Annotated in this window: 12 protein-coding genes; 4 read left to right on the forward strand and 8 right to left on the reverse strand. The window is 71.0% G+C overall.

The window, feature by feature from the left end:
• The first annotated feature begins 249 nt into the window (after nucleotides 1-249).
• Nucleotides 250-1,482, forward strand: coding sequence for a serine hydrolase domain-containing protein (locus ACIBI9_RS28100; RefSeq protein WP_397225865.1), 1,233 nt, complete (start codon nucleotides 250-252; stop codon nucleotides 1,480-1,482).
• Between the two features lie 139 nt (nucleotides 1,483-1,621).
• Here ACIBI9_RS28100 and cysS read toward each other — a convergent pair whose 3' ends face one another.
• The 7 genes from cysS to ACIBI9_RS28135 all read right to left on the reverse strand — a co-directional run bounded on the left by cysS (nucleotide 1,622) and on the right by ACIBI9_RS28135 (nucleotide 11,353).
• Complete coding sequence (gene cysS, locus ACIBI9_RS28105; RefSeq protein ID WP_397225867.1) at nucleotides 1,622-2,977, reverse strand: cysteine--tRNA ligase; 1,356 nt, start codon at nucleotides 2,975-2,977, stop codon at nucleotides 1,622-1,624.
• A gap of 18 nt (nucleotides 2,978-2,995) precedes the next feature.
• A complete protein-coding gene (locus ACIBI9_RS28110; RefSeq protein WP_397225869.1) occupies nucleotides 2,996-4,840 on the reverse strand; it encodes a sigma factor-like helix-turn-helix DNA-binding protein in 1,845 nt (614 codons plus the stop codon).
• Nucleotides 4,841-4,890: 50 nt separating this feature from the next.
• Nucleotides 4,891-6,711 carry a UvrD-helicase domain-containing protein gene (locus ACIBI9_RS28115; RefSeq protein ID WP_397225871.1) on the reverse strand — a complete coding sequence of 607 codons (1,821 nt, stop codon included), beginning with the start codon at nucleotides 6,709-6,711 and terminating at the stop codon, nucleotides 4,891-4,893.
• Between the two features lie 4 nt (nucleotides 6,712-6,715).
• Nucleotides 6,716-9,043, reverse strand: a complete 2,328-nt coding sequence (locus ACIBI9_RS28120; RefSeq protein WP_397225873.1) for a hypothetical protein — start codon at nucleotides 9,041-9,043, stop codon at nucleotides 6,716-6,718.
• A 112-nt stretch (nucleotides 9,044-9,155) separates the two neighbouring features.
• On the reverse strand, nucleotides 9,156-9,932 hold the full coding sequence (locus ACIBI9_RS28125) for a class I SAM-dependent methyltransferase (RefSeq protein ID WP_397225875.1): 777 nt from the start codon (nucleotides 9,930-9,932) through the stop codon (nucleotides 9,156-9,158).
• A 102-nt stretch (nucleotides 9,933-10,034) separates the two neighbouring features.
• Nucleotides 10,035-11,105, reverse strand: a complete 1,071-nt coding sequence (locus ACIBI9_RS28130) for an ABC transporter substrate-binding protein (protein WP_397225877.1) — start codon at nucleotides 11,103-11,105, stop codon at nucleotides 10,035-10,037.
• A gap of 17 nt (nucleotides 11,106-11,122) precedes the next feature.
• On the reverse strand, nucleotides 11,123-11,353 hold the full coding sequence (locus tag ACIBI9_RS28135) for a hypothetical protein (protein ID WP_192787934.1): 231 nt from the start codon (nucleotides 11,351-11,353) through the stop codon (nucleotides 11,123-11,125).
• Between the two features lie 105 nt (nucleotides 11,354-11,458).
• Between ACIBI9_RS28135 and fdxA the strand changes: the two genes are divergently transcribed.
• The 3 genes from fdxA (at nucleotide 11,459) to ACIBI9_RS28150 (ending at nucleotide 13,699) form a co-directional block, all read left to right on the forward strand.
• Nucleotides 11,459-11,785 (forward strand): ferredoxin, encoded by a 327-nt coding sequence (gene fdxA / locus ACIBI9_RS28140; protein WP_080047500.1) that lies wholly within the window; start codon nucleotides 11,459-11,461, stop codon nucleotides 11,783-11,785.
• A gap of 95 nt (nucleotides 11,786-11,880) precedes the next feature.
• A complete protein-coding gene (gene dapC, locus ACIBI9_RS28145) occupies nucleotides 11,881-12,951 on the forward strand; it encodes a succinyldiaminopimelate transaminase (protein WP_397225880.1) in 1,071 nt (356 codons plus the stop codon).
• A gap of 91 nt (nucleotides 12,952-13,042) precedes the next feature.
• Nucleotides 13,043-13,699: a DUF4178 domain-containing protein gene (locus ACIBI9_RS28150; RefSeq protein WP_397225882.1), complete on the forward strand. Its 657-nt coding sequence runs from the start codon at nucleotides 13,043-13,045 to the stop codon at nucleotides 13,697-13,699.
• 7 nt (nucleotides 13,700-13,706) lie between these two features.
• On the opposite strand, the gene ACIBI9_RS28155 is transcribed toward ACIBI9_RS28150, so the two are convergent.
• A complete protein-coding gene (locus ACIBI9_RS28155; protein ID WP_397225884.1) occupies nucleotides 13,707-14,525 on the reverse strand; it encodes a hypothetical protein in 819 nt (272 codons plus the stop codon).
• Nucleotides 14,526-14,555 lie beyond the last annotated feature (30 nt).

Consider the following 14,555-nt stretch of genomic DNA (forward strand, 5'->3'; position numbering starts at 1 on the left):
ATCCGGCAACGGGGCGCGTTGTGTGGGCGATGGTGTCTCGTGGGGCGAGAGTGCGCGGGCGAGGGGTGGTGCGGGTGGTTGAGGGCGGGGCGGTGGTGTAGAGGGGTGGCGGATGTCGCCGGTAAGGGCGATTCGGGTGCTCCCTCGTAAGAGTGAGGGAGAATCGGTCGCATCGGCGATCCGCGGCGGCAGTGCTGATCGACAGGATGGACGCATTCCACCTGCACCCTCTCCCTTGGAGACACTCCGATGAAGCTGTCAGCCGCCTGCCTCGCCCTCGCCACTCTCCTCGTGGCGACGCCCGCTCAAGCGGCCGCCACCACCCCGGCCCCCACGCCGAGTGCCTGCCCGCCACCGGCCGTGGTCCAGCCCGATCCCGGCGCGCCGGTCCCTCCCGTCAACGCCGCCGCGCTGGAGCAGTCCATCAAGGACCTGCCCGCGGCCGACGCCACCGCCGCGATCGTGCGGGTGGGTGGTACGAAGGGCTCGTGGCAGGGCGTGACCGGCGTGGCCGACATCACCACCCGCCGCAAGGCCTCCGCACACGTACGCTTCCGGGCGGGCAGCGTGACCAAGATGTTCACCACCGCGGTCGTGCTGCAGCTCGTGGCCGAGGGCAGGATCTCACTCGACGGAGCCGTCCAGGACTATCTCCCCGGCCTGCTGCCCGGCTCCTACCCCGAGGTCCGCGTCGGTCAGCTGCTCAACCACACGAGCGGGCTGCCGGCGCCCGACCTGCCCGGCACGTTCGACTGGGTCTACCGGACCCGGTTCAAGACCTGGACGCCGGAGGAGTACGTCGGGCTGGCCGTGCGCAACCCGATCGAGTTCACGCCCGGCACCAGGCAGCACTACCTCAACACCAACACGTTCGTGGCCGGCCTGCTGATCGAGAAGATCACCGGACGCTCGTACGAGCACGAGGTCACGTCCAGGATCCTGCGCCCGCTCAGCATGCGGGACAGTTACCTGCCCGGCGCCTCGCCCCGTATCCGCGGCCCGCACCACAAGGGCTACCAGTCCGTGCCCGCGGGCTTCGACGGCGCCATCGCCTACGGTGCGGGCCAGGTGGTGGACATGACCGAGACCAGCGTCACCTCGACCTGGGCCTCGGGTGATCTCATCTCCACCACCGCGGACCTGGAGAAGTTCGTCAAGGCCCTGTTCTCGGGGAAGGTCGTGCCGCGCGCGCAGCTGGAGCCGATGTTCACCGTCCCGGAGGTGACGATGTACGACGAGTGCGGCAACCAGCCGGCCGTCTACACCTCGGGCATGACGAGGCTCGTGCTGCCGGGCGGGATCGTCGCCTATGGCAAGACCGGGGCCCGCTACGGCTACGCCGCCGGCGTCGGCGCGACCCGCGACCTGAGCCGGACCCTCGTCTACTCGGTCAACTCCACCGACGCCAAGGCATCCGGCCAGAACAACAGAACGCTGCGCATCGCCCTGGCCGCCTTCTCCCGACCGGCCGCCGGTGCATGACGCATCTTGCGCGCGCCCGAGCGGGATCACCGCGGCGGGGTCTCGGGGCGGTGGGTGCCGTTGTACGACGGGGGATGGTGTGGTGCGGGTAGCGGGATGCGGACGGCGGTGTGGGGGTGAAGGTGCTGGCGGGTGGGGGTTAGGCCCAGGTTTGGCCGTCGGGGGTGTCTGCGACGCGTACCCCCATCTCCGCCAGCTCCTCCCGGAGCCGGTCCGCCTCCTCCCAGTCCCGAGCATCCCGGGCACGGGACCGCGCCTCCAAGAGCTCCCCGGCCCCGGGAGGCAGCACCCGCGCCTTGCCGATCTCCGTCGAGAGGTCGAGCCCCAGCACCTGGTCCAGATGCAGGAACGTCTCGAACTTGGCCCCGGGCGCGACGGACTCGTCGCGTTCGAGGTCCCGGAGGATCAGCAGTGCGGACGGCGTGTCCAGGTCGTCGGAAAAGGCGGCCTCCACCCGTTCGGCGTAGTCCGCGGCCAGCGGCGCGCTGGGCGACTCCGACCACTCGGCCACCCGGGCGCGCCACCGCCGCACCGTGCGGTCGGCGGCGCGCAGGGTGTCCCAGGTCAGGTTCAGCTGCTGCCGGTAGCGGTGCTCCAGGAACGCCATGCGTACGGCGAGCGGGTCGAGCCCGGCCGTGACCACGTCCGAGAGCAGCACCATGTTCCCCGTGGACTTGGCCATCTTGCGGCCGTCGAACAGCAGGTGCTCCCCGTGCACCCAGTGCCGCACCACCTCGTGGCCGGTCGCCGAGTCGGACTGGGCCCGCTCGTCCTCATGGTGCGGGAAACGCAGGTCGATCCCGCCGACGTGGAGCTCGAAGCTGGAGCCGAGGAAGCGGAGGGACATGGCCGAGCATTCCACGTGCCACCCGGGGAAGCCGCGCCCCCAGGGCGAGTCCCACGTGAGGTCTCCCGTGGAGGGCTTCCACAGGGCCCAGTCGGCGTGGAAGCGCTTGCGCGGGTCGACGGCGTCGATGCGGTGGGCGGGCTTGAGCGCATCCAGGCGATTTCCTGAAATTTCGCCGTAAGTGGGGAAGGTTTGGACGTCGAAGAACACCGACCCGTCCGGCACCTCGTACGCGTGCCCCCGCTCGACCAGCTTGGCGATCAGCTCGATCATCAGGTCGACGGTCTCGCTCGCCCGGGGCGTGTGCTCCGGCGGGCGGAGGTTGAGCGCCGAGGTGTCGTTCCTGAAGGCGTCCTCGTAGAAGCGGGCGAGCTCGGCCACCGAGCGTCCCTCCGCCCGCGCCTGCTCCAGGACCTTGTCGGAGCCGGTGTCGGTCAGGTGGCCCACGTCGGTGATGTTCTGGCAGGCCAGCACGCGTACCCGCCGCCGTTCGAGCACCCGCCTGATCAGGTCGGACAGCAGGTACGTACGGAGGTTGCCCACATGCGCGTGGCGGTAGACGGTCGGCCCGCACGTGTACATGCGCACCGCCCGCCCCGCGGCGATCTCCTCGACCTGCCGGGCACGCGTGTCGTAGATCCGGAGCATTCTCCGAGCCTAGCCGCGTCAGCCCCCCAGGAAGCCGAGGATGTCCCGGTCGCCGCGCTCGCGCAGCCTGCCCAGCACTTCCTCGCGCGCGGCCGTGTCGGGCATCCCGATCCTGGCCCCGATCAGCCGCAGCCCCTCCAGCTCCGAGCTGACGGGAGCGGTGTAGCCGATGAGGTAGAGGGCGCGGTTAACCGGCGGCATCCCGACCGGCGCGGCCGGCAGGTAGCGGGTCAGCAGCTCGCCGCCGTCCGACACGGTCAGGAACACGTGGTCGCCCTCGCTCGCCTTGAAGTCGGCCAGCACGTTGCGGATCGACCCCATGGTCGGCTGGTTGTGCCAGCTGATCACCACGTCCCCGGACGGGGTCGAGGCGGTGAGCTGCCCGCCCGGCGCCATCCCCAGGTACGCCGCGAACCCGGTGGGCAGCGGCGAACCGGACCCGCGCAGGTGCTCTGCGTTGACGTCCACCCGGTGCCACCAGCGGCCGTCGCGGGAGCGGAAGCTGCGCCGCGTCTCCGAGACGTCCTTGCGCGGCTGGTACGGCTCCGCCTCCCCGGTCGGCGAGGTGCCGGCCACCCGGATCCAGCCCCGCTGCGTCCGCTCGAAGCCCGGCCCGCCCGAGTACGCCCGCACCGAGCTCTCGCTGACGTCGTACTTGGAGGTCAGGTTGGTGACGATCGTGCTCACCGAGGCCTCGCCCCCGGCCCGCTCGATCTCCCTGGCGATCATCTCCCTGATCCCCAGGTATTCGTCGCCGCCCCATCGCGTCAGGCCGTACTTGTTGCGGTCGACCCGGCGGAAGCGTTCGTCGGCGGTGAGCTGGTTGCGGATGCCGACCAGGCTGTAGTCCTCGCCGATGCGCTCCTGGATCTCCTCGGGCGACAGCGGCGCGCCCGCCACCGCCAGCACCGCCTCGGCCTTCTCGTTGATGCTGCGCGGCCACGGCACGACGTGCTGGCCCAGCACGCGCAGCTGCGGCACCGCCAGGATCCACCGCTCGGCCACGTCCTCGCGCACGCCGAGCTGGGCGACCATGGACACCGCCTCGCCGAGCGGCCGCGGCCCGTCGGCGAACAGCTGCCGCGTCTTCTCCCGGAGCTCGTCGGCCCCGCCCGCCACGAGCCATCCGTCGGACTGCTCGTAGCCGGTCAGCAGCGTACGCACGAACCGCCACGCCGGGATCCCCAGCGAACGCAGTTCGGCCCGGTGCCACGGCACGGCGGCCTGCAGGTCGTCGGCCGGGACCGCGGAGCCGAGCCGGCCGCGCAGCCAGGAGACGTGCGCGACGAGGGCGGAGGCGTCCGGCTTGCCGAGCCAGGCCTCCACGTGGTCGCGCAGGTCGCGTTCGATCTGCCGGATCCGCTCCCGCGTGACCGAGAAGCGCTGGGCCAGCTCGTCCAGCGTGGCCCGCTGCGCGGCGTAGAGCCGGTCGCGGGCGATGGCCCGCTGCCGGTCGTCCAATGCCCCGAACAGGTCGTCGATCAGCTCGGGCAGCGGCCGGTCCGGCCTGGACGGCGCGGGCGCGGCCTCGGGGGCGGGCTCGAGCAGCCGCTCGAACACGCCGGTGAACAGCTTCTGCACCACGTCCTTGCCCAGCGTCTCCGGCGACCGCTCGGCCTCGGCGGGGTCGGAGAAGCGCAGCAACGGGAGGATGTCGCCGACCATCAGATGACCCCAGCAGGCCACGGCGAGGTCGGCCAGGCGGCCGGCCACGGCCTGCGTCCCGACAATGGCGCACGCGCGATCGAGGGGGATCGCCTGCCACCAGGCCTCGGGCAGCTGTGGCTCCTCCACGATCGGCGCGATCTGACCAGGGGAGGTCCATCGCAGGGGTGGCGCGAGGTCGCTCAGGCTGAGGTTCATTGACGTCCAACCGGCAAAGGGAAGATATATCCGCAGTTCAGACTATGTGATTAGAGTGACAAAAACGGGCTGCCTCTTCCGGAATGGGAGATATAGAGCATCGCACGAGCCCGCGTGCAGGCGACGAACAGTATGCTCCGTTCGCGTTGCAGGGCACGAGCCCGAGCGTCAGGATCCTCGGGCGGCGGCTCGGGCACCACGCCCTCCGCCACGCCGATGAGCGCCACCCGCTCGAATTCCAGCCCCTTGAGATGTTGGAACGTCGAGGCCCGTACGTCCAGCCCGTCCAGCGCTCGCCTGGCATCCCGCACGAGCCGCGGGTTGCGCGCGCCGACGGCGATCTCGTCCGCGGGCACGCCGTCCGCCAGCCACGACTCGACCGTGCTCCGCAGCCCGGCCAGCTCCGACTCCGGCGTTTCATAGGCCCTGACAATGGGCCGGTCGCCGTTACGCGTCGAGTGGAAGCCGTACATATTGGTCGTGCCCTTGACCAGGCCGCTGGCCGGGCCGCCGCCGCGCAGCCGTACCACGAAGGACAGCAGTTCCTGGGGCAGCCGGTAGGAGAGCCGCAGCGTGTGCTGGACGGCGGGGATGCCGACCGCGCCGAGCGCCACCCGCGTGTCGGTGATCCGCTGGTGCGGGTCGCCGACCACGAACAGGTCGTCGTGCGCCCGCGGCACCGCCGCGCGCAGCAGCCGCCACTGCGACGGGCTGATGTCCTGCGCCTCGTCCACGACGATGTGACGGTACGGCTTGCGCCCCGGATCCACGTCGTCGAGCAGGCCGCCCGTCGCCAGGGAGAGCAGCCTGAGCGCCTCGTCCGTGAGCTGGGCCAGCGTCCGCGCCCCCGGGCCGACCAGCGCGGGGCGGCGGCCCTCGGCGTCGGCCACGATGCGCAGGGCCAGGCGTTCGGTGTTGCCGACCTCGACCCGCTTGCGGACCACCTCGTCCTCGATCAGCAGGTCCAGCTTGGCCGACAGGTCCTCGGCCAGCGCCTGGGAGAACGTCACGAGCAGCACCGGCCCCGACCCGTGCGCGGCCAGGTGCGCGGCCCGCTGCAGGGCGACGACCGTCTTGCCGGTGCCCGCCCCGCCCACGACCAGCACCGGCTGCTCGAAGCGGGCGGCCCTGGCCAGCCGGTGCTGCGGCGGGTCGAGAAACGTGCACCAGGCAGGCGCCCCGAGCACCCGGTCCAGCTCCACCTTGTCGGCGACGAACGCCGCCCGGTCGGGGCTGCGGCGCAGCGCCGCGTGCAGGTCCTCGGGGTCGATCGGCCCGGTCTCGTCGTCGGAGGCGCGCCAGGCGTCCAGCTCCCGCCACGCCTCGGCGAGCGTGCCGCCACGGGCCAGCACGGCGAGCGGGACGTGCTGGGTCGGCGGGAGCAGCGGTTCGAGCGCGGCCACGTCGGCCTCGGTCGTGATCAGCCTGAACAGCGGCAGCGCATGCACGTCCAGGCCGAGCCCCATCAGGTCGCCGTCGCAGATCGGGTCGAACAGCCGGGACGACCTGGCCGAACGGCGTAACGCGGGCTCGACGCGTTCGAGCGCCTCGGCGTCCCACTCCTCGACCACGCCGATCACCGGGTTGACCCCGAACCTGAAGCGGCGCGCGTACGACCAGGCCTCGGGGTCGGGCAGCACCGTACGCAGCCAGTACACGTCCCGCTGCCGCACCACCACCCCGCGATGGCCCTCGGCCAGCCGCAGCGTCGCGACCCGCGCATCCCGGCAGCCCCTGACCCGCTCGGGGTGCGGGGCGCCGGCCACGTTCAGCAGGAACCGGCGCAGCGCGACAACGGCGTCCCTGCGCACCGGCTGGGCCAGTGCGCTGAGCTCCCCGGCAAACTCAGGGCCGATCGCGAGCCGCGGCACCGGCTCAGTCCAGGAGGGCGAGCAGGTCGCGGTCCCCGCGTTCGCGGAGCCTGGTGAGCAGGTCAGGGAGCGCTACCGGTCCCGTCATGCCGATCCTGGTGGCGATCACCCTGGCCGCCTGGTCCCGGGTGCCGCCCGGGGCCGTGTACCCGACCAGCCGGAGCGCCTTGGTGATCTTCTCGGCGCCCTGCGCGGCGACCGGGAGGTGCCTGGCCCTGAGCACGCCCTCGTCCGACAGCGTCAGGAACAGGTGCCCGCCCTCTCGCGCGCCCACGTCCACCAGGAGGCGTTCGATGGATTCGAGCACCGGCCTGCCGTGCCACGTCATGGTCAGCTCGCCCGCGGCGCTCCTGACCGTCCGGCTCTCGCCGGGCGACAGGCCCAGGTACGAGGCGAACCCCGTCGGCAGCGCGCACTCGCCCCCGGCCAGCTGCTCGGCCGTCACGTCGATGCGCAGCCACCAGCGTCCGTCGGGCTGCCTGAAGCAGCGCCTGGTCTGCGAGACGTCCTTCAGCGGCTGGTACGGCTTGTGCTCGCCGTCGCCGTTGGCCTCCTCCACCGGCGGGGCGGCCGGGGTGAACGCCTGGAACTGCGGCGGGCCCGGGGGAGGGGACGGCGGCATCTGGGGCGAGCCGAACGCCGACTGCGGCTGCAACTGGGGCTGCGGCTGGGGCTGAGGTGACAGCGTCGCGAGCACGAACTGCCAGGCCGGGACCTCCAGGGCGCGGATCTCCACGTTGTGCCAGTCGGCCGCGCCGATGAGCTGCTCCTTGGGGGCGGCCGGGCCCAGGGTCCTGCGCAGCTCCTCCAGATGGGCCCGGTACGGGGCCGCCTCCTCGCTCGCCAGCCAGTGGTCGAGGCGGGTACGGAGCTCGTCCTCGGTGGCGGAGATCTCGGCCGGGGGGACGGCGAAGAGCTTGGCCAGCTGGTCCACGGCGGAGGGCTCGTCGGTGAAGACGCGGTTCTGGGCGACGGCCCAGCTCTTGTCGTCGAGCCCGGCGAACGCGGCCTCGATGAGGTCCGGCAGCGGCTGACCCTGCTCGGGGGCGACCGCCTGGGCGGGCTCCGGCTCGGGCGCCTCGGCCCCTTCCGGCTCGGGCGCCGCGTCCGCGCTCCCGGCCTCCGGGGCTGCCGCCTCCTCCAGGACGGCTGCTTCCAGGACGGCTGCTTCCAGGACGGCTGCTTCCAGGGCGGCTGCTTCCTGGGCGGCTGCTTCCTGGGCGGCCGGTTCGGGGGCGGGCTCCTCGGCGGCGTCGAGCACGGGCTGCGGCTCGGGCTCGGGCGCCTCGTCGGCGACCGGCTCGGCGTCGGCGTCCAGCACCGGCTCGGCGTCCTCGGACGCGTCCTGCTGCGAGGCGACGGCCTCGGGCTCGCTCCCGTCCGAAGCGACGGCCTCGGGTGCGGCGGCCTCGGGCTCGCTCTCCTGGGGAGCGACAGCCTCGGGCGCGCCTTCGTGCGAAGCGGCGACCTCGGAGGCGTCCTCCTGGGGAGCGGCGCTCTGGAGCACGTCCTCCTGAGGAGCGGCGGTCTCGAGGACGTCCTCGTGCGGCGCGACGGCCTGGGGCTCTTCCTCCTGGGGAGCGGCGGTCTCGGGCGTGCTCTCGTGGGACGCCACGGGCTCCTCGTCCGACGGGTGCTCGGCCTCGACGGCGTGCGGGGCCTCGGCGGGCTCGGGAGCGGCCGCGCCCTCGTCGGGCTCGGGGTCGTCGATGACCGAACCGGCGGGGACGAAGTGGGCGACGGGCTCGGGGTCGTCGATCACCGACCCGACCGCGGCGAACCGGACCACGGGGTCGGGCTCCTCGACCGGCTCGGAGGACGGCTCCTCGGCCACGGGCTCCGGCTCCTCGGCGGGCGGGTGCTCGGCCTCCGCCGCCTGCTCGCTCGGGGCCGGAACCGGCGCCGGGTGCGCGGGCTGCTCCACCCGCGGGTGCGCCAGACGTACCAGGACCGCCGAGAACAGCGTGTTCAGCACCGGCCGCGCCTGGATGAAGGGCTGGTCCACCAGGTCCCTGCTGGTCAGCGCCAGCAGCCCGGCCCACGATCCGGCCCGGTCGAGGGCGATCGCGACGGCGGGCTCGTCGGCCTCCTCCGGGTCCAGCACGTGCAGCGCCGGCAGGACGTCACCCACCGCCGCCGCGGGCCAGTGCTCCAGGGCGATCTCCGTCAGCAGCTCGCCCAACGACTCGGGGCCGATGGCCCTCAGGACGTGTGGCATGGGCAGGCTGCGCCACCACGCGTCGGGCAGCTCCGGTTGCCCGGTGAGTAGCGTGATCGTCGTGGCGTCGCTCCACCTCAACGGTGGTACGAGGTCGCTCAGGCAGAAGTTCATTCCGTTCCGTTCACCAGCCCCTCACGCCGCCGCAGCGGTGCAGCCATAATCTCGCCGCCCACGGAACAGACCATAGTCCGGCAAATCAGCCCTACGCATCATGTACAACGCATCAACGCCGAACAGCGGCAAAGCGTAGACGCACGTAGTCAGCCATCCAGCCAGTCTCCCTGCGAAGCGCGGGCGCGGCCAACTCGTTCACACGATGAAGCAGGGGCTCCACGATCTCCGGCGGGAGTCCTTCGAGCACCGACGAGGCGAACATGCGCACCCAGTCGGCGGCCCCGCCAGGGCACTCGTCCAGGGGGGTCGGCCGGTCGAAGTATTCCAGCAGCCTGACCACGAATCCCTCCTGCTCGAGGCGGCGGGCGTACTCGGCAGGCGAGGGAAAGTACCACGGAAGATCGGGTTCGCGCAGGCCGTACTCGCGCCAGGCCGTCAGCATCGCGGCGGTCAGCTCGGCGCAGTTGCCCGCCCCGCCCATCTCGGCGACGAAACGCCCGCCAGGCGTCAGCGCCTCGCGCACGCTGGCGATCACCAGGTCGGGGTCGCGGCTCATCCAGTGCAGCGCCGCGTTGGAGAACACCGCGTCGTACGGGTTCACGACGTTGAAGTCGTGCCCGTCGCCGACGATGAAGTTGATCCCCGGGTACTGCGCGATGGCCTTCTCGATCATCGCGGGGGAGCCGTCGATGCCCAGCACGTCGGCGCCCCTGAAGGCGATCTGCGCGGTGAGCACGCCCGTGCCGCAGCCGAGGTCGAGCACCCGCTCGCCGGGCCGCGGATCCAGCAGGTCGACCAGTGGAGCGCCCTGAGTTGAGACGTAGCCGAAGCTGCTGTCGTAGGCGCGACTGTTCCACCGCTCCAAGCTCGGTGTGTCATATCGCAAGACGATCAGCTCACATTCGATCAGACATCGGGCCCCCGTGGCCGTGCTGTCTGCTCACTTTAGAGCCTGAACGTCCCTACGACATATCAAGTCACATCGGACTCATCCGACACTCTTCGTCCATTCCTGCCGGAGGTACGCCTTCGCCGCGTCTGCCTGCGGGATCGTCATGAGGACCGGCGGGCCCGGAGCCTTGGGAAGTTTCGCGGCCTGCTCGGCGTCGAGCGTGCCCTTCATGAGCATCGCCTCGCTGCGCGCCGGGCGGGCGAAACCCTTCTGGAAGAGGTTCTGGCCCTCGTTCGAGAACAGGAACTCCTGCCAGAGGCGGGCCGCGGCCGGATGCGGGGCCGCCTTGTTGATGGCCTGCATGTGGTACCCGCCGAGCGGCGCGTCCCTGGGGATCGTGACCTTCCACGCGTCGGAGTGGGCGGCGCTGCGGGCCGCGTTCAGGTGGTCCCAGGCGATGACCGTGTTGGCCTTGGTGAGGTCGGTGAGCCGCCCGGCCTGCTTGAGCTTGGCGAACAGCGCCACCCCCTGCGACGGCTGCGGCACGCCCGAGCGCATGGAGGCGGCCATCACGCCGTCGAACGCCCCGTCCGAGCGCAGCGGGTCGCCGTCGAGCGCGACCCGGTAGCCGGGGTTGAGCAGGTCGGCGAAGGAGGCCGGGGGCTTGACCTCGCGCGGGTCGTACCCGATGGACATGTAGCCGCCGTAGGCGGCGTACCAGGCGCCGGACGGGTCCTTGACGTCGTCGGGCAGGTCCTGCCAGCCCTGCACCTTGTACGGGGCGAACCGGTCGGCCCCGGAGACGGCCACGTCCAGGGTCAGGTCGAAGACGTCGGGCTTGAGCTGCGCGGCGGCGTCCAGCTCGCGCTTGCTGCCGGCGGCCGGCTCCAGCTCGTTGACCTTGAGCCCGTACTTGTCGGCGAACGTGTCGATGATCTCGCCGTAGTTGACCCAGTCGTGTGGCAGCGCGATCACATTGAGCTGGCCCTCGCGCTTGGCCGCCTCGACCAGCCGGTCCATGGTGGCGAAGCCGGCCTTCATGGAGCTCGCGTGGACGTTGATCGGCGGCAGGTTCTTGGGCTGCGCGGCGGTGGAGTGCGTGGACGACGCGCCGCATCCGGCGCTGGCGAGGATGGCTGCTGCGGCGGCGCAGGTACGTACGGTCACACAACGAATACTTACCGTTACATCCGTTCAGGTCGAGGAGGCGCGGCCGGAACGACCTTGGCGGCCACCAGCGTCTCTTCGGGGATCTCCACTACTGTGCCGTCTCTTTTGCGAACTTTGAGTAGTCCGTTCTCCCACGACACGAGGATGCCCACCGCATCTCGAAATCCCCCAGGAACGCGCCTGCGGGTGGTGATGCGTGCACCTATATCCTGACTTGTGATCGCGATGATGAGACGTGCGGCCACGACTTTGCCACCCTCCGTTTTGGCCAGCTGGCAAGCACGGCAATACTAGGGCGTAGCAAACCGCGGTCAGAGTCATGCCATGGTGCGGAGAAGAAGGAGCTCGAGGTGACCTACGTCATCGCGCAGCCTTGCGTGGACGTCCTGGACAAGGCGTGCATCGAGGAGTGCCCCGTCGATTGCATCTACGAGGGCGAGCGCATGCTTTACATCCACCCCGACGAGTGCGTGGACTGCGGCGCGTGTGAGCCTGTATGCCCCGTCGAGGCGATTTTCTACGAGGACGACCTTCCCGAGCAGTGGAAGGACTTCTACAAGGCGAACGTGGACTTCTTCGAAGACCTCGGCTCGCCCGGTGGCGCCTCGAAGGTCGGGAAGATCGACAAGGACCACCCGGTGGTCGCCGCCCTGCCGCCGCAGGGTGAGGACCACTAGCGGATCCTGTCACGCCGTACACGGGGGCATCCAGACCGGATGCGCCCCGTCGGCGTGCGCTTTTTGCGTACGGCAACCCACGACCCTGGAGAACCGTGAACAAGCTGCCCGACTTCCCCTGGGACCGGCTGGAGCCGTACAAGGAGCGCGCGCTCGCACATCCCGACGGCATCGTCGACCTCTCGATCGGCACGCCCGTCGATCCCGTGCCGCGGATCGTCCAGGACGCTCTCGCGGGAGCGGCCGACAGCCCCGGCTACCCCTTCACCCACGGCACCAAGGCGCTGCGCGAGGCCGCGGCCGGGTGGCTGCGGCGCAGGCACGGCGTCACCGTCGACCAGCAGGACGTGCTCCCGCTGATCGGCTCGAAGGAGTTCGTCGCCTGGCTGCCCACCTACCTGGGCGCCAGGCGGATGGTCTTCCCCGAGCTGGCCTACCCCACCTACGACGTGGGCGCCCGGCTCGCCGGGGCGGTGGCCACGGCCTCCGACAGCACGCTCGCGCTCGGCCCCGAGCGTGTCGACCTGGTCTGGGTCAACTCCCCGGGCAACCCCACGGGCCGGGTGCTGCCTGCCGAACACCTGCGCAAGGTGGTCTCCTGGGCCCGCGAGCGCGGTGCCGTCGTGGCCTCCGACGAGTGCTACATCGAGCTCGGCTGGGAAGAGGAGCCGGTCTCGATCCTCCATCCCGACGTCTGCGGCGGCTCCCACGAGGGGCTGCTCGCGGTCCACTCGCTCTCCAAGCGCTCCAACCTGGCCGGCTACCGCGCCGGGTTCGTGACGGGAGACCCCGTCCTGGTCAAGCGACTGCTGGAGACGCGCAAGCACGCCGGCATGATCATGCCCCAGCCCGTACAGGCCGCCATGACGGTCGCGCTCGGCGACGACGAGCACGCCGACCGGCAGCGCGAGCTGTACGCCGCCCGCCGCGCCCTGCTGCGGCCCGCGCTGGAGCGGGCGGGGTGGCACATCGACCATTCGACGGCCGGTCTGTACTTCTGGGCGTCGAATGGGCAGAGCGCCTGGGATCAGGTCGGGAAGCTTTCCGAAATCGGCATTTTGGTCGCGCCGGGAGAGTTCTACGGATCGGCAGGTGAGCGGCACATCCGCATCGCGGTTACCGCGACTGATGAGCGGATCGGTGCGGCGGTGCGCCGCCTCCAGTAGGATCGCCCGTCATAGCCGGGCAATCCGGCTAACACGCATAAATTGATAAGGGCTTTTGCCGAGGCAGACCGCGAGTGGAGCGAGCTGATCGATGAGCATGACCTCCATGGTCGTACTCGGGCTGAGCATCGCCACCGTCCTTCTGCTGCTTGGGGCTTTTCTGGCCACCATGCGGCAGGACAGGAAGGGCCGTGCGAGCGCGCCGCCGGTCGAGGTCGCCCCCATCGAGACCCCGCTGCCGGCGCCGGTGAGCGCGCCCGGGCATGCCGGCACCGACTACACCGACCCTCGCACGATCCGGGTCGGCGACCGGATCGAGGTGCACGGGTCTCCCCGTAGAGTGCTCGGCGCCTTGTTCGTTTCCTGGCAGGGGCAGCAGTGGGTCGAATACCTCCTCCGCGACAGCTCCCGCCGCTTCCAGTGGCTCTCGGTGGCGGCGCACGAGGGTGATTCGCCCCATCTGGAGGTCCAGCTCTGGACGGACGTGCCCACGCAGGGGATGGTCCCGGCCAAGAGCATGCTGATCATGGAAGGCGTGGAGTTCTCCCCGATCGAGCGGGGCACGGCGGCGTTCCGGAGCGAGGGCGACACCGGCCATCCTGACCGGGGCCTGCTGGACTTCGCGGACTATCGCGCCTCGGACGGGCGGCTGCTGTCGTTCGAACGCATCCAGGGGCAGTCGTGGACGGCCAGTTACGCCCAGCCCCTGCCGCCGGGCTCCATCACCATCGTCCGCCGCGCCTCCTGACCCCTGCTCACGAGAGCTCGACCTGGGTGGTGCCGGCCTTGCCGCCGGTCTGCCAGTTTTCGAGCGCCATGTCGTTCTTCCACGTCGCCCCCGCGTAGCCGACCTGGCGCAGCGCGTACTTCTGGGCGTGGGACACCGACCAGGCGGCGATCAGCCAGCCGCGCCGCTCCGAGGTGACGGCCGTGCTGCCGAGCGCCCTGGCCAGCTGCTTGCGGGCCTCGGCGGTACGGGGCTGCGGCGCCGGGGTCTTCTTGCCCGGGGGATACCAGCAGTGGACGGCGCGCGGGACACGCCCGGTGAAGGCGGCGGCGAGGAGTTTGGCCTCCTCCTCGTGGTCCGCGTACGCATAGCCGCCCGCCGAGCGCTGCACCTCCTGGGCCGCTTCGGCCACCGGGATCTTGCGGTAGTTCTTGACCTTCTCCAGCGCGGCGAAGAACTTGTTCGTGGCGTAGACCGGGTCCATGAGCTGCTTCTTGGTGCCCCAGCCCTGCGACTCCCGCTGCTGGAACACGCCCACCGAGTCGCGGTCGCCCCAGGGGAGGTTGTAGATCTTGCTTTCCTGCAGCGCCGTGGCGTACGCGATCACGAGGGCACGCTCGGGCAGCCGGCGGCGGGCCGCGACCGCCGCGATGGTGGCGGAGATCTCAGCCTGCTCGAAGTCGAGATAGCGCTCGCCGAGCGGGGTGCGCACGGTGCAGTGCGCCTCCGGCACCGCCAGTGGCTTGGTCTTCTTCAGCAGGTGGAAGAGGCCCACGGAGATGCCCACGGCGAGCACGACGACGATGATCGCGATGGTGATGACTCCACGGGAGAAGCGCAGGCGCACCCTGAAGAACCTACCCGCGGCGGATAAGCT

The organism is Nonomuraea sp. NPDC050451 (assembly GCF_044458585.1).